Origin of the sequence: Butyrivibrio sp. AE2005, assembly GCF_000686965.1 — a bacterium.
Lineage (GTDB): Bacteria > Bacillota > Clostridia > Lachnospirales > Lachnospiraceae > Butyrivibrio > Butyrivibrio hungatei_A.
In genome coordinates this window covers 23,071-44,155 of the sequence record NZ_JMMD01000015.1, presented here as the reverse complement: position 1 = coordinate 44,155, position 21,085 = coordinate 23,071, and the positions used below count along the sequence as shown (strand labels likewise).

At 41.0% G+C, this 21,085-nt stretch carries 17 protein-coding genes and 1 tRNA gene; 2 read left to right on the top strand and 16 right to left on the bottom strand.

The features are described 5' to 3' along the window. Positions 1-52: 52 nt before the first annotated feature. On the bottom strand, positions 53-2,545 hold the full coding sequence (locus DL92_RS0110895) for a coiled-coil domain-containing protein (protein ID WP_026667719.1): 2,493 nt from the start codon (positions 2,543-2,545) through the stop codon (positions 53-55). 280 nt (positions 2,546-2,825) lie between these two features. Between DL92_RS0110895 and DL92_RS0110890 the strand changes: the two genes are divergently transcribed. Further along, a complete protein-coding gene (locus DL92_RS0110890) occupies positions 2,826-3,212 on the top strand; it encodes a NusG domain II-containing protein (RefSeq protein WP_026667718.1) in 387 nt (128 codons plus the stop codon). An 8-nt stretch (positions 3,213-3,220) separates the two neighbouring features. Next, entirely contained in the window at positions 3,221-3,736 is a 516-nt protein-coding gene (locus DL92_RS0110885; RefSeq protein ID WP_034462035.1) for a Gx transporter family protein, read from the top strand. 398 nt (positions 3,737-4,134) lie between these two features. On the opposite strand, the gene gdhA is transcribed toward DL92_RS0110885, so the two are convergent. The 15 genes from gdhA to DL92_RS0110810 form a co-directional block, all read right to left on the bottom strand. Then, positions 4,135-5,469 carry an NADP-specific glutamate dehydrogenase gene (gene gdhA / locus DL92_RS0110880; RefSeq protein ID WP_026655495.1) on the bottom strand — a complete coding sequence of 445 codons (1,335 nt, stop codon included), beginning with the start codon at positions 5,467-5,469 and terminating at the stop codon, positions 4,135-4,137. A gap of 257 nt (positions 5,470-5,726) precedes the next feature. Continuing rightward, on the bottom strand, positions 5,727-7,121 hold the full coding sequence (locus tag DL92_RS0110875) for a cell wall hydrolase (RefSeq protein ID WP_026667716.1): 1,395 nt from the start codon (positions 7,119-7,121) through the stop codon (positions 5,727-5,729). Positions 7,122-7,164: 43 nt separating this feature from the next. Next, complete coding sequence (locus DL92_RS19015) at positions 7,165-8,211, bottom strand: Gfo/Idh/MocA family protein (RefSeq protein ID WP_051199037.1); 1,047 nt, start codon at positions 8,209-8,211, stop codon at positions 7,165-7,167. Between the two features lie 15 nt (positions 8,212-8,226). Then, positions 8,227-9,573 carry an SH3 domain-containing protein gene (locus DL92_RS0110865; protein ID WP_026667715.1) on the bottom strand — a complete coding sequence of 449 codons (1,347 nt, stop codon included), beginning with the start codon at positions 9,571-9,573 and terminating at the stop codon, positions 8,227-8,229. Positions 9,574-9,604: 31 nt separating this feature from the next. Continuing rightward, the gene (locus DL92_RS0110860; protein ID WP_026655499.1) at positions 9,605-10,876 is read right to left on the bottom strand and encodes an SH3 domain-containing protein; all 1,272 of its coding nucleotides are present in this window, start codon (positions 10,874-10,876) and stop codon (positions 9,605-9,607) included. A gap of 53 nt (positions 10,877-10,929) precedes the next feature. Continuing rightward, positions 10,930-11,001: transfer RNA gene (locus DL92_RS0110855), tRNA-Arg, on the bottom strand. A gap of 111 nt (positions 11,002-11,112) precedes the next feature. Further along, entirely contained in the window at positions 11,113-12,378 is a 1,266-nt protein-coding gene (locus tag DL92_RS0110850; RefSeq protein WP_026667714.1) for an SH3 domain-containing protein, read from the bottom strand. Between the two features lie 145 nt (positions 12,379-12,523). After that, entirely contained in the window at positions 12,524-13,174 is a 651-nt protein-coding gene (locus DL92_RS0110845) for a DUF5688 family protein (protein ID WP_026667713.1), read from the bottom strand. A gap of 131 nt (positions 13,175-13,305) precedes the next feature. Beyond that, positions 13,306-13,863 carry an elongation factor P gene (gene efp, locus DL92_RS0110840; RefSeq protein ID WP_026655502.1) on the bottom strand — a complete coding sequence of 186 codons (558 nt, stop codon included), beginning with the start codon at positions 13,861-13,863 and terminating at the stop codon, positions 13,306-13,308. A gap of 65 nt (positions 13,864-13,928) precedes the next feature. After that, positions 13,929-14,468, bottom strand: a complete 540-nt coding sequence (locus DL92_RS0110835; protein WP_026667712.1) for a hypothetical protein — start codon at positions 14,466-14,468, stop codon at positions 13,929-13,931. A 21-nt stretch (positions 14,469-14,489) separates the two neighbouring features. Further along, positions 14,490-15,110 carry a L,D-transpeptidase gene (locus DL92_RS0110830; RefSeq protein ID WP_026667711.1) on the bottom strand — a complete coding sequence of 207 codons (621 nt, stop codon included), beginning with the start codon at positions 15,108-15,110 and terminating at the stop codon, positions 14,490-14,492. A 157-nt stretch (positions 15,111-15,267) separates the two neighbouring features. Continuing rightward, positions 15,268-15,708 (bottom strand): type II 3-dehydroquinate dehydratase, encoded by a 441-nt coding sequence (locus DL92_RS0110825; protein ID WP_026667710.1) that lies wholly within the window; start codon positions 15,706-15,708, stop codon positions 15,268-15,270. A gap of 48 nt (positions 15,709-15,756) precedes the next feature. Next, positions 15,757-16,329 (bottom strand): DUF1961 family protein, encoded by a 573-nt coding sequence (locus tag DL92_RS19010; protein WP_051625307.1) that lies wholly within the window; start codon positions 16,327-16,329, stop codon positions 15,757-15,759. A 202-nt stretch (positions 16,330-16,531) separates the two neighbouring features. Continuing rightward, positions 16,532-19,798, bottom strand: a complete 3,267-nt coding sequence (gene carB / locus DL92_RS0110815) for a carbamoyl-phosphate synthase large subunit (protein ID WP_026667709.1) — start codon at positions 19,796-19,798, stop codon at positions 16,532-16,534. Beyond that, positions 19,798-21,018, bottom strand: coding sequence for a carbamoyl phosphate synthase small subunit (locus tag DL92_RS0110810; RefSeq protein ID WP_026515514.1), 1,221 nt, complete (start codon positions 21,016-21,018; stop codon positions 19,798-19,800). Before DL92_RS0110810 ends, carB begins: the two co-directional genes overlap by 1 nt. Positions 21,019-21,085: the final 67 nt, after the last annotated feature.

The following is a 21,085-nucleotide window of genomic DNA, read 5'->3' as shown; positions in this document are numbered from 1 at the left end:
TGTGCTACATCTACTACAACAAAGTATATTCTATTAACACAATATCAAAATGTCAAGGAAACGCTATATCACTGACTTTGATTCCTATTTGCTCACCCGCGCCCCGTTCCGGTAACGTAGTCTCACAATCCTCTTTTTCTTCGATACCACTACTCTGTTCAGCATTTCCACTATAATCTGCAGTTTCTTCGCTACTATCCGCCGATGCATCTTCCTTTTCCGGTACATCATTACCATTATTCAGATTTTTTATCAATTCGCACGCCACGCCTGTTTCCATATTTGATTCAGCCGTTCCTTCTTTGTTACATGTTTTATCATCCGGCTTTTCGCAGACATTTTCGGCAGTTCCTGCGTTCTGAGTAACTTTCTCATCTTCGCTATGTACATCTTCTTTTATACTCTCAGGTGCGGAAATTTCCGGAGAATCTGAATATTCACTGTCGCTACCATCGTTATCTGAAGACTCCTCATAGTCTTTTAATGCATCAATACGTGATTGCATCTCAGAATTACTAAGCCTGAAATCCCCAAAGGGCGCTGTCACGGCTCTTGTAGCTATGTTACTTGTCCTAAGTGACCTCGATGCATTTATTGCAGGCACTGTCGAATTATATCCCGAATACCTGCCATTGAACTTAATGTGAGCCGAAACCACCTGTCCATGAGCAAAACCGCAGGAAGGAGAATACCCTTCAACGTAGCTCTCATTTTTATTACATACCATTATTGTCTGTGAATTAACTCTTACTACAACGCCATCCCTATCCTTAGCTTCATCAAGTGAATAAACAGTTTCTTCATGCCAGCCGTTGGTATTGTTAAACCTTATTCCACAGTGCTTACACTCATACGAAAAAACCGGTGTTCCGTCCGAATAATCTTTTACATGACCGCGTCGCCTTGTATCTTTATTTGTACTGATGACATACACGTTACTTGTACTATAGCACGCATCGGTATGTCTGTGATATACAGGTGTCGTGTAACATCCGCCATATCTGTCCGTTGATACATAATTATCGCCGCAGGTCTGCCCTCTTCCGTCTTTATGATAGTGATAATCATACTCGATACTTGCCGCGGTATCACCGGAATCGATAACAACCTGTGCAGGTATGTTCTCTATGGCTCTTACAAATTCCATAAATGTGGCATCCTCTTTTATCTTTACACCCTTAGTGAGTAATGCGGATGCCAAAAGCTTTTTGCCATTACTCACACGCTGAAAAACCTGGTCGAGCTTGTTGTTTATTCCTGCGGATTTCGCATCGATATAGCCCTTAATACCATCCATATTTGTGCTTATATTTTTGTTTATGTCGGCATTGATATTGGTAATTCTTTGGTCAATCTTATCACCTCTTGCCTTACTTTCAGAATTGTAGTTTTCTATCTTTTGGCCAAGCGCATCTCCGCGTGCTTTGCTTTCCGAATTATAATTTTCAATCTTCTGTCCGAGAGCATCTCCCATCGCCTTATTATCCGAATTATAATTCTCAATTCTTTGTCCAAGGGATTCGCCTATAGCCTTATTGCCCGAATTGTAATTCTCTATCTTTTGACCGAGAGCATCTCCCATCGCCTTATTATCCGAATTATAATTCTCAATTCTTTGTCCAAGGGATTCACCTATAGCCTTATTGTCCGAATTGTAATTCTCTATCTTTTGACCGAGTGCATCTCCCATTGCCTTGTTATCTGAATTATAATTCTCTATCTTTTGGTCAAGCGCTTCGCCCATCGCTTTATTCTCAGAATTATAATCATCAATCTTTTCATTTATCTCTTTTCCGAGGTTTTCACTCAAAGTTTGAAATTCACTCTTTAAATCCGAAACAGAATCCATATTTCTTTTTTCAAGTTCCTTATCTAACTCTGTAAGCTTCTTTAGGAGCTCCTCATATCTTGTAAGTGAATCCGTTGATATCTTGTCATCGCCATTCTTCACCTCGGTTCTGATCTCATTATCGAGGTCTTCCATCAGCTCTTTATTCTGCTTCTTTACATTTTCATATTCATTTTTTATATTCTCAAGCTCTCTTCCAATCTCATCAAATTCCTTGGCTGCCTTTTCTCTTGTCTCGCCGTTCCCGTTTTCGATAAGTTCTTTAAGGCTCTCAATTCTGGTCTCTGTGCTGTTTACCGAAGTATGAATATCTTTTAGATTCGTACCAAGTCCGGTAACCTTCTCACTGACCGCATCTGTATTTTTATCACCCTCAAGGCGATCATTCCTGGTCTTTTCATAATAAGAATCGATTCCCTTCTGATTCTTAACGATCATCTTATCAATATCCGTCAGGTAATTATGAAGTTCATCAAGCTTCTCAGTAGTCTTTTCGTTATTCTTGTTTTCCTTCTGCACAACCTGATCCCTTGCGCTCGCCGCAACAACGGGAGTACTCATATAGATAAGTCCTCCGCACAAGACAAGTGCAATAACAACCGCCACAGTTACAACAAAAGTGTCGTGTCTTCTAAGTTTCTTCATAAGCAGTTTGACTGAATTATTCTGCTTTTCCCAACGTTCTCTTAAATTCATTTCGTTCCTTTCCATACTCATCAAGCACGGAAAAAAGCAGACTTTTACCGCGCCAAACAGTAATAAATAATATTGATTAAAAAATGTGGAATTATCCCGGATGAATATCCAAGATTTCGTCAGCAGAAAACTGACAGAAATTTATTATACATATAAAAAACAAAAATGCAACCCGTTTTTTCAAAGACGAAAACAATTACCACATTCATAATTGAAATGCTATTTTTGCAATGTTTTCTGATATACTTTAGTTTGAAATTATTTATATGAGAGGCTTTTAGTGGATAAAAAACTATTCAAAAAAAATGATCTTATTCTCATAATCTTTTTAACACTTACTTCAGTCGTCATGCTGATCGGCATCTCTCTTTTTTCCCAAAAAGGTGCAACAGTAGTCGTCAGTGTCGATGGAAAGGAAGTCGCATCTTTTCCCCTTGACGAAGATACCGTTTACAACATCGGCGGATATCACGGAGGCGAGAATATTCTTGAGGTAAAAGACGGAAAAGCTCATCTTACAGATGCATCATGTCCCGACAAGCTTTGTGTCAGCATGGGCTATATCAACAAAAGCGGCCAGTCTATCATATGCCTTCCCAACAAAGTAGTAATCGAAATAAAGGGAAATACCAAAGATAACAATAACTTTGACACCATATCGGAGTAAAAGAATTTATGAATATAAAGACCAAAACAAGTAAAACAGCAATCTACGGCGTACTTACCGCACTCGCAATAATCCTAGGCTATGTAGAAATGCAGCTTCCGGCCTTCTTTGCCGTTCCGGGCATCAAACCCGGTTTTACAAACATCGTAGTAGTAGTCGCCCTATATTCTATGGGTGAAAAGAGCTCACTCTTTATCAACTTCGTCAGAATTGCCATAGTATCCATGCTCTTCGGAACCCTAATGGCTTTCATGTTCTCACTGGTAGGCGGTCTACTCAGCACCATAATCATGATTCTATTTAAAAAGACCGGCAAATTCAGCCCCATCGGTGTAAGTGCCGTAGGCGGTGTAACCCACAACATCGGTCAGATCATCGTAGCTATGTTCGTAACCGGCACCACCAACGTCCTCTGGTACTTGGTTGTCCTGTGGATTACCGGCACCGTAAGCGGAATCATCGTCGGACTCATTGGTGGGCTAATCTGCAACCACCTCGATATTAGTAAGATATGTAAAAACTGATTTTGGCATAATCCTGATTTCGTAGACAGCCCTGTCCCAAGCTATCCGTTTAGAAACGTAGATATTTCACCATAAGGCAATAAGGCGGATTTTCGCAGTATTTAAGTATGTTGCAATATTCAAGAGCAATAAAAAGACTTAAGCTTTCATTCTGTTCTCGCTCCAACTGTTTGAGCCCATTTATGGGCGAGTTTTGGAGCGAAGAATAAAAGCTTAAGTCTTTTTATGCCTTGAATATCAACATACTTGGCAACAAGAAAATCCGCCTTATTGCCTTATGGTGAAAAACAACCGCCTTCAAACGGATAGCTTGGGACAGGGATCGAGCAAGTAAAGGCTGCCGCACCAAATTGGTGTGACAGCCTTTATATGATTTAATATTTTATGAAGAATACTTATTAAACAATACCCTGAGCCTTCATAGCCTCTGCAACCTTAAGGAAGCCTGCGATGTTAGCACCTGCAACGTAGTTGCCTTCCATGCCATACTTCTTAGCTGCATCATCAATGCTGTGGAAAATGTTAACCATGATCTGCTTAAGCTTAGAATCAACCTCTTCGAATGTCCATGAAAGTCTCTCGCTGTTCTGTGACATCTCAAGAGCTGATGTAGCAACACCACCTGCATTTGAAGCCTTACCACAAACAAAGAGAACCTTGTTAGCCTGAAGATACTCAGTAGCCTCGATAGATGTAGGCATGTTAGCACCCTCACATACAGCCTGAACACCGTTAGCTACAAGCTGCTTAGCATCCTCAAGAAGAAGCTCGTTCTGTGTAGCGCAAGGAAGAGCTACATCACACTTAACTGACCATACACCCTTACCTTCGTGATACTCAGCAGACTTTCTTGCTGCAGCATACTCTGTAAGACGTGCTCTCTTAACTTCCTTAACTTCCTTAAGAAGCTCAACATCGATTCCTTCGGGATCATAAATCCAACCTGTTGAATCTGAACATGTTACAGGCTTAGCACCAAGCTGCTGTGCCTTCTCGATAGCGTAGATAGCAACATTACCTGCACCTGAAACTGCAACCGTCTTACCCTTGATATCAGAGCCGTTGCACTTAAGAAGCTCCTCTGTAAGGTAAAGAAGTCCATATCCTGTAGCCTGTGTACGAGCAAGAGATCCGCCATATGTAAGGCCCTTACCTGTAAGTACGCCTTCGTATACGTCTCTGATTCTCTTGTACTGACCGTACATATATCCGATCTCACGTCCGCCAACACCGATATCTCCGGCAGGAACGTCTGTATCAGCACCGATGTGTCTGTAAAGCTCTGTCATGAAGCTCTGGCAGAATGCCATAACTTCTCTGTCTGACTTACCCTTAGGATCAAAGTCAGAACCACCCTTACCACCGCCGATAGGAAGGCTTGTAAGAGAGTTCTTGAAGATCTGCTCGAAACCAAGGAACTTGATGATACCAAGGTTTACTGAAGGATGGAAACGAAGTCCTCCCTTGTAAGGTCCGATAGCTGAGTTAAACTGTACACGGAAACCGTTGTTAACCTGAACCTGTCCCTTATCATCTACCCAAGGTACTCTGAAGAGGATCTGTCTCTCGGGAGTTACAAGTCTCTCAAGAAGAGCATCCTTACGATACTCGTCCTCGTTAGCTTCAATAACAACACGAAGTGACTCAAGCACTTCTTTTACTGCCTGATGGAACTCAGGCTGAGCAGGATTCTTTGCTACGACATAGTCGTAAATCTCATCTACATATGACATTTTTTGGTTCTCCTTCCTGTGCAAAAGCACATAAAACATTTAATTACTGAGTAAAAACTCATATTAACACAATTCATAATGTATCTGCACACCGTCTTTCCTTAATAGAAAAAGGGCGTAGGAAACCAGTGGTCTCCACGCCCCATTGCGCAAACATCATTGTCTGAATGGTATTATACGCTTTAGACTTTTAAAGTGCAATAGTCTTTATTACATTAAATCAAAAAAATCTTTCCGCTTTTTTCAAGTGAAGATATTTACTCGTCATCGCTGTCATCCTCATCGTTCGAATCATCATCTGAATCATCGCCCGAATCCTCGTCATGGTTTTCTTCTTCATTGTTCTCTTCCGCAGGAGCTTCCTGATTCTGTTCAGGCTGTGGCTGCGATTGCTGCTCCTCTGGCTGTGGTTCTTCCGGAGGTTTCTCCTTGACAACCCACTTGTAAAAGAATGCATGATTACCTACCATGGTATACTCAGCTATTCCATAATGATCGGCCCAGTACCTTGTCATAAAGAAAAGATAATCACCTGTACGGGCGCCACCCAAAACTGCCTGTGCTGCTTTTAAGCACATAGTATTGGGACCTCTACCCATAATAAGTTCAACTTTACCCGAGCGATATGATGCAAACTGCATATTCTGAGTAATAACACCGACAACATCATTGGGAAAAGCCGAACTCTTTACCCTGTTCATTATAACAGAACCGACACCAAGCTTTCCTTCATAGGACTCTCCGTCAGCTTCCGCCTGTATTGTAGCCGCCAGCCACAAAAGTTCGGAATCCGAAGCGGCATAAGCACCACCTGTATTCTCTTTAGGTCTGTTGGTAAGTCTTTTTGCATACTCAGCCTGTGCGGAAGCAACTTTAGCAGCCAGTTCCTTCTGAAGCTGGTCAAGTCTTGCAAGCTCTTTATCATAGTCCGCAAGCTTTCCGTTTTCGTCACTAAGCGTTTTGTTTGTCGACCGTAACTGTCCGTTGACAGTTGCTGTCAAAGATTCCAATGTATCCTGCTTATTATCAAGCTCATTCTGTATGGACTGAAGTCTTTCTTCTTCATGCTTAACTTCATCGGTCTTCGCTTCTATCTCTCTCTGTAAAGCCTTGTATTCGCTGATTTTCTTATTATCATAGGCAACTACCGCATTTAAGTATTCAAACCTTGTCAAAAAATCACGAAAAGAGCCGGAACCCAAGAGAGTCTGCAATACACCCTTATCTCCGCCTTTTTCATAAGTTGCCTTTATACGAAGCTTAAGATTCTTATAGCGCTCTTCTTCCTGCGCTTTTGCTTCGGAAAGCTCATTTGACAACCTGATTATATTTTCCGAAACCGCATCCATCTCAGCTTCGTTGTTCGATATTTCCTTACTTATAACATTTAATTTGTTGGAATAATCATTGATCTGATTCTGAAAACCTTGTTTTTGATTCTTAAGATTTTCTACGTTCGACTTTGTCTTCTCTTTTTCACCCTGAAGATTTTCTATAGCTTTTCTGGCTTCATCAGTCTGCCTCTGCAGATCGGAGATCTCTCTCTCTGACTCTGCGATCTTATCATCATATTCATCGGCATGACCGGACACAGGAAAACTAACCCACAAGAATATAAATACAAGTGTCCCCAAAAAAAACTCTTTTTTCATATTTCTTCCGCTCAACTGACTTTTTTTACCGTTTAATTATAGCTTATTCAAAATCGTCCTCTTCGGCTTCTTCATAAAACTCATCTTCATCTATTTCATCAATTCCTTTCCACTCCCCGGGGAATGTTATATCATTTCTTTTCCTAATAAAATCCATAAATTTGAGCATCATGAGAGACTCAGAATGAGGCATTTCGGAACATTCCGTCAATTTCTGCTGTATAGCCTTCACACAGGCATCAATCTCATATTCGTATCCGGTCTTCTGCCTGTGACGCTTATGATATGCAACCTCATTGTGATTCTCATCATATACCGAAATTCCTTCGATATTATTGATGTTATCTACGATAATATAGCCTTTGCTTCCATAAATGACACCACTTCTGTCGCTCATAGAAAGCGCAGAAGCATTGAGCACAGCCATCCTACCATCCTTATATTTTATGGTGATGCTGTCATTCATGTCCATTCCTTCATCGTTATAGGTACAAACGGAAATAATATCATCAACATCATTGCCAAACACCATAGAAGCAAAATTAAGCGTATATACACCAAGATCAAGGAGAGCACCGCCTCCAAGCTCCGGTTTTGTTATCCTGTCTTTATCGGCAACGTTATATCCAAGGCTCGCAGTAAGCATATTGGGCTCACCGATAACGCCGCTCTCAAGTATTTCCTGAAGCTTCTTACGCATAGGATGAAATCTTGTCCACATAGCCTCAGAAAGAAAAATACCGTTCTCCTCGGCGTAATTAAATACCAAATCCGCCTGTTTCTCATTAAGCATAAATGCTTTTTCACATAATACATTTTTTCCGGCTAAAAGAGCCAGTTTTACGTTCTTAAAATGCTCAGAATGAGGTGTCGCAATATAGATAAGGTCTATCTTGGGATCTTTTACCAATTCCTGATATGAACCGTATGCTTTTTTTATGCCTAACTTCTTCGCAAAGCTGTCGGCACTTTCTTTTGTCCTGGAACCAATAGCATAACATGACACATTTCTCATTGATTTGAGTGTCATTGCCATGAGCTCAGCCATCCTGCCGGTGCCCATGATTCCCACCTTAAATCGTCCAAACATTCAACAACCTCCGTATTACTGGTCGATAAATTCACTCTTAATATATCCTGTCTGTCCCTCATATTCAACTTTTGACCATCCGGATGGAAGATTCTCAAGCACTTTAACAGTTGCTCCCTTATCCATGCTGGTCAGAATAGCGGAATCTGTTCCCTGTCCGCTACGGAGTCTGACTGAATCTCCATTTACAGTCTTTGTCTCGCCTTTTCCATCTGATTTGTTATCTTTAGTATCAGTGTTTTTATCATCAGTGTCTTTTTTATCTGACGAACTATCTTCTGCACTGTTATCTGTAGATTCTGAAGAAGCATCATTTGCAGCATCTTCGGATTGCTCATCATCTGCACCGGTTCCGTCATCGATAAGCTCAAAATACTCCGACTTTACATATGCTTCAATGGTCTCTCCATTTCTCTCATAAGAGATCTTGCTCCATCCGTTGGGAAGTTTCTCGATTTCCTGATATTCCTTACCTATCTCAGTCTTCTCAATAACTTCTGCCTCTGTACTGTCACTCGCTCTGATATTTACAATATCGGTAGCTCTGATAATACGCACCTGGTGCGCATCAATATTTTGCCACTCTTCTTTCTTTTTCTCATCAGCAATTGCAGCATTGGCCTTTGCCTTATCTTCCAATCCATCTTCCACTTTCTTCTTGATTGCAGTGCTCTTTGCCGCAAGAAACGATGAAAGAGATTCATCAGAATTTAGTATCTCATTATATTCAGATGAAACCTTATTGTTAAGATCGATCACATCTGCCTGGGCATTCAGTGCTTTAACATACTCAATGACCGTCTGATCATCCGTATCACCGCATATGTATAACTCTCCGTTTTCCGTGTTGGTACAAATATACAGCGTTTCCAAACCGGGTAATGCTTCGTCGTAATCAGCAAGCTTTACCAGCTGATATATAAATGCAATATAACTGTTGGGAACGGGACCGGGCTTAGTATATACCCTGATTGAATCATATCTCTCAATGATTTCGCTTAAAGCCTCAGCCTTTATTCCCTGCGAATTATCAAATCCTTTGTAGATACTGTTTACTTCATCCGCATTGCCTTCAATGATGGCAGTATAGTACCTGCTGATAAGATTAATTATATCGGGATCAGTACACTCTTCAAGAGCGCTCTCCTCAATCTGATTTGATCCGCCCATGGAGGCTTTACCGGCCTTAAGTGCAGAATTGGACACCATAAGATTTGCCTTATATGAAACTGCTACAGTTACAAATGCAGCGGCAAAAAATATTATAGGCATAAAAATGTTTTTATTGTCGGAAAAAAACGACCCTTCTCTATGCCTTACATTTCTCACTTCTGCAGATTGATTTTTCTTTTTTCGTTTCATGATCTACCCCTGCCCGACGACAACTTACTTATCAGCCGTCGATAAACTCGCTCTTAATATATCCTGTCTTTCCATCATATTCAACTTTTGACCATCCGTTAGAATATCCCTCGATTACCTTAACAGTTGAGCCCTTATCCATAGTAGCCAGGATAGCTGAATCGGTTCCCTGTCCCTTACGCAGTCTGACAGAGTCACCTTTTATCTTCTTGCTTTCATTTTTGGCTGTCGCATTACCGTCTGCTGAATTCGATGCAGCATCTGATGATGTATCTGCCTGTCCCTCACCAACTTCGGTTCCGTTATCGATTCTTTCAAAGAATTCTGTCTTTACAAAAGCTTCGCCGCCGTTATATTCGATCTTACTCCAACCATTTGGCTGTGCTTCAATCTCTGTAAGTTCATCACCGGCTTCAACCTTACCGATTTCCTCGGCGTCCGTACTGTCGCCTTTTCTGACTTTTACATTATCCTTAGCTTTGATAGTGTGAGTAGTTGGCACCTCAGCGTCCATAGAAGCTCCGTCTGAAGCAGCCTCTCCCGAGTTGTCCGCAGATGCATCTCCTGATGACTGATCAACCATTGCTTCAGCCACCTTAGCCTGAATATCTTTTCTCATGTTTGTAAGCTGTGCCGCAAGATTTTCATCGTCATTAATCATCTCGTTATATTCAGACGCAACCTTATTGTTAAGATCGATTACATCAGCCTGAACACTAAGAGACTTAATATAATTAATGATGGTCTCATCCTCTGAATCACCATTAATATACACTTCTCCATTCTCATCTGTACATACATAAAGTGTTTCAAGTCCCGGAAGAGCCTTGTCATAATCATACAGCTTAACCATATTATAAACATATGCTATATAACTGTTCTGAATCGGCCCCGGCTTTGTATATACCTTGATTGAATCATATTTTTCGATAAATCTGGATATAGCCTCTGCCTTAAGTCCCTGCGTATTATCAAGTCCTCTGTAGATATTATTGACTTCTTCCTTATTTCCGTCAGCCATAGCCTGATAATATCTGTTAACGAGATCTACTATGTTCTGATCTTGGCATTCTTCCATTGTGATTTCCTGAATCTCATTCACTTCTCCAACCGAAGAATTATCACCCGCCAATGCATCTTCAGAAGCCGTGCGGTTTGCCTTAAATACAATTACTACAGTTATAAGGACCGCAATAAAAAAAATAACCGGCATGAGAAACTTCTTATTATCGGCAAATATCGCCAAAATACCGGTTCTATCATTTCTCCAGCCTGTAACTTGACTACGCTTTCTTTGTTTCATGCTCTACCCCTGATCGTTTCTTAATAGAGAATGCATTACACTCTCAAAGCAAATACACCCGACAGGAATCGAACCTGCATTAAAGGCGTCGGAGGCCTCCGTTCTATCCATTAGACTACGGGTGCATACCCAACAATAATACCATATGGGCATTGCAATGTCCAACCGGAGCGAACTTACAGGTTTAATGATTCCAGCCGATGTGTATATTTTTTAAATCTTTAATTACCTCCGTATCACTGCTCAATAAATTCTGTCTTTACGTAACCTGTCTGTCCCTGATACTCAACCTTTGACCAACCGTTATCGCAATTTTCGATAACACTTACGGTTACTCCCTTGTCAAGGCAAGCAAGTACAGCAGAATCCGTTCCCTGTCCTTTACGAAGATTTACTGCATCATTTTTGATCTTCTTGTTTCCTAATTTTCCATTTGCACTATCTGCATTATTATTAGCTTCCGTTGTATCGGATGAATCATTCTGTCCATCACCCGCCTGCTCATCAACACGATCAAAGAACTCTGTCTTTACGAAAGCTTCTCCGCCATTGTATTCGATCTTACTCCATCCGTTAGGCTGAGCTTCGATCTCTACAAGTTCCTGGCCGGCTTCAGTCTTACCAAGTTCTTCGGCATCTGTGCTGTCTCCTTTTCTGATCTTAACAACTTCTCTTGCTTTAATAGTATGAGTAGTAGGCGCCTCCGGTTCCTGTGATGCCTCTTCAGAAGCAGCATCACCCGCCTCATCTGTAGATGCATCGGCATTTGCCTGATTAACCATGGCTTCTCCCATAGCTGACTTAAGATCATTCCTCATAGCTGTAAGCTGTGCTGCAAGATTCTCATCCGAATTTATAAGTTCATTGTACTCAGACGCAACCTTATTATTGAGATCGATAACATCAGTCTGTACGCTAAGAGATTTAATATAATCAATGATCATCTGATCTTCAGAATAAGCATCAAAATATAAATCCCCGTTTTCATCTGTACAGATGTACAACGTTTCAAGACCGGGCAGAGCTTTATCATAATTTACCAGTTTAACCATATTGTACACATATGCAATGTAACTGTTGGGAACCGGACCGGGCTTAGTATATACAGTAATAGATTCATACTTCTCAATAAACTGTGATATTGCCTCTGCCTTAAGTCCCTGTGTATCATCAAGTCCCTTGTAAATACTGTTTACTACATCCTTATTTCCTTCAGCCTGTGCCTGATAATATGTATTAACAAGATCGATTATTTTCTGATCCTTACACTCTTCCATCTTGATCTCTTCAACTTCTTTTACATCTTCCATGGAAGCCTTGTTTACTTTCAGTGCCGACTCAGATGCCATAGTATTTGCCTTATGTGCTACAGCTACAGTTATAAGAACTGCTACCAAAAAGATTCCAGGCATAAGAAACTTCTTGTTATCGGCAAACACTGCCAATACCCCCTGTCTGTCGTTTCTCCATCCTGTTACTTGATTTCTTCTTTTTCGTTTCATGATCTACCCCTACCCTCTATGCGTTGTTGTGCATAATATTTTGTTGCAAAACAATTAATCTAATTACAATATATATTTTAACATTTAATGAAGATAAAATAAAGTATAATATATATTCAGTATTTATGCACGTTTCAGCGCACACTTATTCACAAACGGCGAGATTTCCTACACTTTTTTCATAGTAATAAATCTTATCGCTCAAAAATTCTTCTCTTGTAAGCACTCCTGCGTTGACTTGGCGCACTATTGATTCAAGCATTTCTGCTTCATTTTCATCGCCTCGTTCCGGCAAAACCAAGACTTCATGCACCGATGCAGGAAGAACATACAGGTTTTTCCCGTATTTATCGGATATTTTCTCAAGTACTCCCGGATATAATATGGCACCTGCTCCATAATTCTGTTCTTTGTTAGAAACTATGATGATATTTTGTAAAAACCCAGAATCGTTAATATATTCTTCACCAAGAAAATCAGACATACTTACCAACTTTATCCGGGATATTTTTGCAGCATTCTCTATAAGGTTTTCCCATAATCTGTCATAGGTTATTCCCCAAAGATCCAGATGCGAATTCTTTATGGTAATATGTCCTTCTCCTATTTCAGCGTTTCTTACCATACATATAGGCACCATTGCAAGATCTTCAAATTTACGGTAGGGAATATCTTCAAGATACTCCAAATTATCTTTAATACCAATTAATTTAAATGACAATTTATCCTCAACGCCATCAAAGCTTCCAAAGAAACTTAAATCAATATTTCCATTATTTACTATAATATTTCTCATTAATATCTCTCCTAAAAATAATAAAAGACAATAGCTTGCGCATATATAAATGCGAAATCTATTGTCTTACATTTGTTTCTTTATAAATTTAATATGACCGTTTTACGTGTCAGTTAGGTATTGTGTCCAGATTATACTCTTGAAAGATACTCGCCGGTTCTTGTATCAATCTTAATTACGTCTCCTTCGTTAACGAAGAGAGGAACTGCTACTGTAGCACCGGTCTCAACTGTTGCAGGCTTTGTAGCACCTGTTGCTGTATCACCCTTGAATCCGGGCTCAGTCTCTGAAATAGTAAGCTCTACGAACATAGGAGGCTCAACTGCGAATACGTTTCCGTTATAAGAGTTAACCTTGCAGATCTCGTTTTCTTTAACGAACTTGAGAGAATCTCCGATCTGATCTGCTGTAAGTCCGATCTGCTCATAAGTCTCGGAATCCATAAAGTTGTAAATATCTCCATCCTGATAAAGATACTGCATATCCTTCTTGTCGATACGAGCTGCAGGGAACTTCTCAGTGGGGCGGAAAGTTGTCTCTTTAACACCACCGTTGATAATATCCTTGAGCTTAGTTCTTACGAAAGCAGCGCCTTTACCGGGCTTAACGTGCTGGAATTCAATAATCTGACATACATTGCCATCGATTTCGATGGTCATACCATTTCTGAAATCACTTGCAGAAATCATATAATAATCCTCCTAAAACTTTACATCAAACAACTAGTTTATATTAAACTATAGGATTTGATTTTTCAACTATTTTTTTCATCTTCTCCGTTATTATCTATATCAAATATTGAGCTGCGTATCATATTTGTATAGAACGGATTCATGCTGTTTGCAGCAATTTCTCTCTGTGTCTGATGCTCCGATACTTTAATTACATCAGTATTAAATCTACTGTGTGAAGCGATATTGTCAGCGATCATGCTGCCTATATCATACTTGGGAAACGGAACGGTTGTATCTATACGCCTTGCACTATCCGATTCAGCTGTAGTTGCTGTATTTTTTGCAGGCGAAATATCTGCCTTATCATAATTATATGGATAAGCTGCCGGGGGATCCATGCTACCAAGCAACGACTTAAATGCGCCTTCACCTGAAATGCCCTCGGTTTTCTTCTGCGTTTCATCAAGCATAGCCTTATTAAGATACTTTTCAAAAAGGCCGCTCAGATTGGGATCAAAAGCCGTCTCGCTTTTTTTCTGCGCAAGAAGCTTATTGGTATCGGATATAGAGTTTAAATACTTATTTACCGATCCTGTAATTGCAGACAGATCAATTTCCATCTCATTTCCCCTCAAAATATTTTAGTGAACGATAACCGCCGTACCTACGTCTATCATATCATACAATTCGTAAGCCGTCTCGGTAGGAAGATTTACACATCCGTGAGATCCGTCGGATTTATAGATATTTCCGCCAAATTTGCTTCTCCATCCGGCGTCATGCAGTCCGACATTTCCCGTAAATTTCATCCATCTGTCAACCCATACGTTCCATGTAGGTCCGACAAGATATTTTCCCGGAATCTTGGTTCTTAAAACAAAACTGCCCTTCGGAGTTGAATTACCCGTGTTTGGATTACCTGTAACACAAGATGATGATAAAACGACCTCTCCGTCTTTGTAAAAGGTCATCGTCTGGTTTGCGATATCAACATCAACATATGTATCGATTGAACAAGAAGCCACGCCTGTTGCCTCTTCTGCAGCATTCTTAAATCTTCCCTCATTCATTCCGAAATTGAGGTAATGACAGTAAAGATCTATCGGTTTGCTTCCAATAACCGCACGAACATCGGGATATGCATTGGCATAATATTCTGCATCAAAATCATCTGTATCACTCGCGTGTGAAGGCACTGTACATATTATGTTCAAAAATAATACCGCGAAAACAAGTGCACTCATTCTTATAATTGTTTTCATACTATAACTCCTTTAAAGAAATATTTATTCACATACGTAATATCTCCTTAACAATTTAACACATTATAAGCATAAGTCAATCATTCGTGGTTATATTTATAAATTATTTTTTTAGAAATCATTATCTAAAGCGTTCGTTTAGCCTTATATAATATATTTATTTAAGCTTGATCTCTTTAATATAATCAATCGCTTCAAGATAACCGTCAAGACCGTGTCCATATATCTGCTTATCGCAGGCAGGTGCTGTCACGGACACTTTTCTAAACTCTTCTCTGGAACTGATATCCGAAATGTGCACTTCCACTTTTGTGATATTCTCAAGACTCTTTAGAGCATCGTGAATGGCATAGCTGTAATGTGTATATGCGCCCGGATTTATTACTATTCCGTCGGTTCCGTCAAAATACGCTTCCTGGAGCCTGTCTATTATCGCGCCTTCATGATTGGACTGGAAAAGAATTACTTCATCTTTTTCAGCATCCGCTTTCTCTTTGATCATATTGCAAAGATAGTCATAATCCTGATTTCCGTAGATTGCTTTCTCCCTGATCCCAAGAAAATTCAGATTAGGCCCGTTTATTACAAGTATTTTCATCGTTCACATCTCCCTATCATTAAGATATACAAAATATTTCGCTTAATATTATATCCAAGTAACCCTGAGATTCCTATACTCGGCTGTAAGCTCGCTGCTTTGCTTAAATCCGATGCTTCCGCCCGTAAGTATATCTCCGCTGGTAATACCGTCATCCCTGAAATCAAGAATAACTGTCTCATTTTCTGAAAAAGTCACCCTGTTTCCCTGCTTAATAACGCACATTCTGTACCATGGAAGATCTTCCGACGCATCGGGAATAGGATCCGGCCCTTCCGCCACGATAAACTCCCCTTTGTCCTTTATGAGTTTACACATATGAAAAGCCCTGTCTTTATCGTTTTTTCTTCTGAAATATGAGACATAAAAAGCATTCTCATCCTTAATCGCAAAAATAAACGTAGCTTCTCCGGGCTCCTTAAGCGGTCTGAACTCCCATTCAACCTTGATATCTGCAGGAAAAGAAACAGGACACCACAAAACTACCGGCATATCATTTACTCTTTTGCCCGAAAGCCTCATGGCATTGTTCTCAAAAGATATCTCGGCGATGTGCTCACACACAAAATCTTTAATATTTTCTTGTATTCCAAGCGAATTTTCGTAGATTAATTTAGACATATTTTTTCCCCATAGCTCATTGCATAATTATAGCATATCTTGGCGCTTCTCGGGGAATAAATGTTAAAAAGAAATTTATATCATCACATTTTCAGAATAAAGAATTCCCGGCCTTAACCAAATAAGACCGGGAATTAAACTACTTAGAAATATACTGATTTTAACCAGTTATAACTTAATATTTTATATACTTTAGCACCGCTTAAATCTTTGCGATATCAACAAGCTCAAGTCCTTCTTCCGTGCTCTCGTTCTCAAGACTTGTAACAAGGGCTTTTGCGGTATCAAGGGCTGTAATAACATTTACGCCTGTCTCGATAGCGGTTCTTCTGATAAGGAATCCGTCACGGCTCTTATCTCTTCCCTGTGTAGGTGTATCGATAACAAGATCGATCTTGTGTCCTAGTATAAGGTCGATGACCGTAGGTGATTCCTGGTTGATACGATTGATCTTTCTTGCCTTTACGCCGTTCTCTGTGAGCGTATCAGCCGTTGATCTTGTAGCGTAAATGATATAGCCAAGCTTCTCATAACGTCTTGCAATATCGATGATCTCGCCCTTATCGGAATCCTTAACAGTGATGATCATCTGCTTATATTTAGGAAGGTTGACTCCCGCACCAAGGAATGCCTTATAAAGAGCTTCGTTAAAGTTCTTACTGATGCCGAGACACTCACCTGTAGACTTCATCTCAGGTCCAAGACTGATCTCAGCGCCTCTGATCTTCTCAAATGAGAATACGGGCATCTTGATAGCCACGTAACCCGCTTCAGGCTGAAGTCCGGGTGTATATCCGAGGTCTTTGAGCTTCTTTCCGAGCATTACTTCTGCAGCGAGGTCAACGATCGGAATACCTGTTACCTTACTGATATAAGGAACTGTACGTGATGATCTCGGGTTAGCCTCGATGATATAAACATCATCCCCTACAGCAATGAACTGTACATTTATAAGTCCGATTACATGAAGTGCTTTTGCAAGTCTTCTTGTATACTCTGCAATTGTCTGCTTAACCTTATCGGAAAGAGACTGTGCGGGATATACAGAGATTGAATCTCCTGAGTGGATACCGGATCTCTCGATATGCTCCATGATACCGGGGATAACAATATCCTCACCGTCGCAAACCGCATCAACTTCAGTCTCAACGCCCTGAAGGTACTTATCTACAAGGATAGGATGATCCTGCGCATATCTGTTGATGATGTTCATGAACTCTTCTATCTCTTCATCGCAAAGAGCAATCTGCATGCCCTGTCCGCCAAGTACGTAAGAAGGTCTTACGAGTACGGGATATCCGAGGCGGTTGGCAACTTCTTTTGCTTCCTCTGCAGTATAAACAGTAGCACCCTGTGCGCGCTTGATCTGAGTCTCTTCAAGAATCTGATCGAAGATCTCTCTGTCTTCTGCCGCATCTACGTCCTTAGCATCTGTTCCGTAGATCTTTACGCCCATCTTCATGAGATCCTGAGTGAGCTTGATAGCTGTCTGTCCACCGAACTGAACAACCGCTCCGTCGGGCTTCTCAAGTCTTACGATATTCTCAACATCCTCGGGTGTAAGAGGCTCGAAATAAAGCTTATCGGCAATATCAAAGTCTGTACTTACAGTCTCTGGGTTGTTATTTATAATGATTGTCTCAAATCCGGCTTTCTTAAATGCCCATGTTGCGTGAACAGAGCAATAGTCGAACTCGATACCCTGTCCGATTCTGATTGGGCCTGAACCGAGTACAAGGATCTTTTTCTTGTCAGTGCTACTCTTAAGTGCTGCCTCATCCTCTGAATCGGGTCCGTTGTAAACTGAGTAGTAGTAAGGTGTCTCAGCCGCAAACTCAGCCGCGCAGGTATCAACGATCTTAAATGTAGCCTTGATGTTGTAGTCATATCTGAGCTCTTTTAACACATCCTCAGAGAAGCGTGTAAATCTGCTGATAACAGCATCGGGATACTCAAGACGCTTAGCCTCAAGAAGTGTCTCAAAGCTGATGATCTTCTTTGCTTCCGCAAGGTCTGCATCCTTACCCATTGTATTCTTCTCACCGATTCTAAGAAGCTTAAGTTCCATCTTAACAAGTGAATGAAGCTTATCAATGAACCAGATGTCGATGAGTGTGATGTCATGGATATCTTCGTGTGAGATTCCTCTTCTGAGTGCCTCTGCGATAACCCAGATTCTCTGGTCGTCTACAACTTTAAGACGCTCTCTGAGTTCTTCATCATCAAGCTCTGAGAAGTCATAGCTTGTAAGGCAGTCAACATGCTGCTCAAGTGAGCGGATAGCTTTCATCATGGCACCTTCAAAGTTGGTGCAGATACTCATTACCTCACCTGTAGCTTTCATCTGCGTTGTAAGAGTTCTCTTTGCAGTGATGAATTTATCGAAAGGAAGTCTCGGGAACTTAACTACGCAGTAGTCAAGTGTAGGCTCGAAACTTGCATATGTTTTACCTGTAATTGCATTCTTGATCTCATCAAGTGTATAGCCGAGCGCGATCTTAGCCGCAACCTTAGCAATCGGATAACCTGTTGCCTTAGAAGCAAGTGCAGATGAACGGCTTACTCGAGGGTTAACCTCAATTACGCAGTACTCGAAGCTTGTGGGGTGAAGAGCGAACTGAACGTTACATCCACCTGTGATCTCGAGCTCATCAATGATGTTGAGAGCTGCGCTTCTGAGCATCTGGTATTCCTTATCTGAAAGTGTCTGAGAAGGAGCCACAACGATGGAGTCACCTGTATGTACACCGACGGGATCGATATTCTCCATGTTACATACTGTGATGCAGTTTCCTGCTGAGTCACGCATTACCTCGTACTCAATCTCTTTCCATCCTGCAATGCATCTCTCTACGAGAACTTCATTTGCACGTGAAAGTCTGAGTCCGTTCTCAAGAATTTCCTCGCACTCAAGCTGATTGTGAGCGATACCGCCGCCCGATCCACCAAGTGTGAACGCGGGACGAAGAACTACGGGATATCCGATTTTGTTAGCAAACTCAACACCGTCCTGTACGTTATGAACAACGAGTGATGCTGCGCAAGGCTCACCGATTCTCTCCATGGTGTCCTTGAATTCCTGCCTGTCCTCGGCCTTTCTGATTGTCTCGGCTGTTGTTCCGAGAAGCTTTACGCCATGTGACTTAAGGAATCCTGACTCATCAAGTTCCATACCAAGGTTAAGTCCTGCCTGTCCTCCAAGTGTGGGAAGGATTGAGTCGGGCTTTTCTTTTTCAATGATCTGCTCAAGGACCTTGACTGTAAGAGGCTCGATATAAACCTCATCGGCAATGTCCTTATCTGTCATGATTGTAGCGGGGTTGGAGTTTACGAGGATAACCTCTACTCCTTCCTCTTTAAGTGAACGACATGCCTGAGTTCCTGCATAGTCAAACTCAGCAGCCTGTCCGATTACGATAGGTCCTGAACCGATTACCAGTACCTTTTTTACATCCTTATTCTTTGGCATCAGTTCTTACCTCCTACTTTTCCTTTTTTCATCATATCTATAAATCTGTCAAACAAATAGCTTGAATCCTGTGGTCCGGGGCATGCTTCGGGATGGAACTGCACTGTAAAGATGTTCTTACCAACATAAGCAAGTCCTTCGTTTGTTCCGTCGTTAACGTTTATGAAAGCAGGCTCAGCCACGTTCTTATCAAGTTTGTCCATGTCTACTACATAACCGTGGTTCTGTGATGAGATGTAAACTCTGCCGTTTGAAAGGTCTTTTACCGGGTGGTTACCACCTCTGTGACCATACTTCATCTTGAATGTATCCGCACCTGTTGCAAGCGCCATGAGCTGATGTCCAAGGCAGATTGCAAAAATAGGTGTCTCTGAATCGTAGAGTTTCTTCACCTCTTTAATAACATCCACACACTCCTTCGGGTCTCCGGGGCCGTTTGAGAGCATGATTCCGTCGGGAGCGTCCTTAAGGATCTCCTCGGCCGTTGTATTTGAAGGATAGATTGTAACATCACATCCTCTTGCTGCAAGTGAATCAGCGATATTCTTCTTGGCACCTACGTCGAGAAGCGCTACCTTAAGACCTTTGCCGTTAAGTTCTTTAACGATTGCAGGTCTCTTTTCTCTTTTTGAATGATCTCCTGCAAGATCGGCCTTGTAGTTCTCTGCATTAAATACCGCACTTCCTGAAAGAGGTCCGTTCTCTTCAAGGCTTGAAACACCCTTTAAGAACTTCTTTTCTTTGCAGGAAACCTTGCTTACAACATCGCCTGTTGTATAAGCGTGAAGTTTTTCCTTAATATCATCGTACTTTAAGTTCTTGTTTGTTGTGATGATACCGTTCATTGTTCCCTTTTCTCTGAGAATTCTTACAAGTTTTCTTGTATCGATTCCTTCGATTCCGGGAATCTCGTATTTATCCATAAAGTCCTGAATGGACATGTCACAGCGGAAGTTTGAAGGTATATGAGAAAGCTCTCTTACGATGATCGCATCAACCCAGGGTCTCTCTGATTCCATATCATCGAGACAAACTCCGTAGTTTCCGATAAGCGGATAAGTCATACATACCGCCTGTCCTGCGTAGGAAGGATCTGTGAATACCTCTGTATATCCTGCCATAGATGTGTTAAAAACAATCTCGCTTATCACATCTTTATCTGCACCTATGTGCTTGCCTTCAAAGACTGTTCCGTCTTCTAATATCAAAAAAGCTTCCATTACTACCTCCGATTTTCTATGCTAAAGTTCTGTCTTGTTAAAGCCCCCGATCTTACTATGACCAAGA

What these genes read in the sequence shown, in the direction of transcription:
- DL92_RS0110850 (WP_026667714.1), bottom strand. Translation starts at nt 12,378, where the DNA reads ATGAAACGAAAAAGAAGAAATCAAGTAACAGGATGGAGAAACGACAGA.
- DL92_RS0110885 (WP_034462035.1), top strand. Translation starts at nt 3,221, where the DNA reads ATGAATATAAAGACCAAAACAAGTAAAACAGCAATCTACGGCGTACTT.
- DL92_RS0110835 (WP_026667712.1), bottom strand. Translation starts at nt 14,468, where the DNA reads ATGGAAATTGATCTGTCTGCAATTACAGGATCGGTAAATAAGTATTTA.
- DL92_RS0110895 (WP_026667719.1), bottom strand. Translation starts at nt 2,545, where the DNA reads ATGAATTTAAGAGAACGTTGGGAAAAGCAGAATAATTCAGTCAAACTG.
- efp (WP_026655502.1), bottom strand. Translation starts at nt 13,863, where the DNA reads ATGATTTCTGCAAGTGATTTCAGAAATGGTATGACCATCGAAATCGAT.
- carB (WP_026667709.1), bottom strand. Translation starts at nt 19,798, where the DNA reads ATGCCAAAGAATAAGGATGTAAAAAAGGTACTGGTAATCGGTTCAGGA.
- DL92_RS0110810 (WP_026515514.1), bottom strand. Translation starts at nt 21,018, where the DNA reads ATGGAAGCTTTTTTGATATTAGAAGACGGAACAGTCTTTGAAGGCAAG.
- DL92_RS0110875 (WP_026667716.1), bottom strand. Translation starts at nt 7,121, where the DNA reads ATGAAAAAAGAGTTTTTTTTGGGGACACTTGTATTTATATTCTTGTGG.
- DL92_RS0110865 (WP_026667715.1), bottom strand. Translation starts at nt 9,573, where the DNA reads ATGAAACGAAAAAAGAAAAATCAATCTGCAGAAGTGAGAAATGTAAGG.
- DL92_RS19015 (WP_051199037.1), bottom strand. Translation starts at nt 8,211, where the DNA reads ATGTTTGGACGATTTAAGGTGGGAATCATGGGCACCGGCAGGATGGCT.
- DL92_RS0110830 (WP_026667711.1), bottom strand. Translation starts at nt 15,110, where the DNA reads ATGAAAACAATTATAAGAATGAGTGCACTTGTTTTCGCGGTATTATTT.
- DL92_RS0110860 (WP_026655499.1), bottom strand. Translation starts at nt 10,876, where the DNA reads ATGAAACAAAGAAAGCGTAGTCAAGTTACAGGCTGGAGAAATGATAGA.
- DL92_RS0110845 (WP_026667713.1), bottom strand. Translation starts at nt 13,174, where the DNA reads ATGAGAAATATTATAGTAAATAATGGAAATATTGATTTAAGTTTCTTT.
- DL92_RS19010 (WP_051625307.1), bottom strand. Translation starts at nt 16,329, where the DNA reads ATGTCTAAATTAATCTACGAAAATTCGCTTGGAATACAAGAAAATATT.
- DL92_RS0110825 (WP_026667710.1), bottom strand. Translation starts at nt 15,708, where the DNA reads ATGAAAATACTTGTAATAAACGGGCCTAATCTGAATTTTCTTGGGATC.
- gdhA (WP_026655495.1), bottom strand. Translation starts at nt 5,469, where the DNA reads ATGTCATATGTAGATGAGATTTACGACTATGTCGTAGCAAAGAATCCT.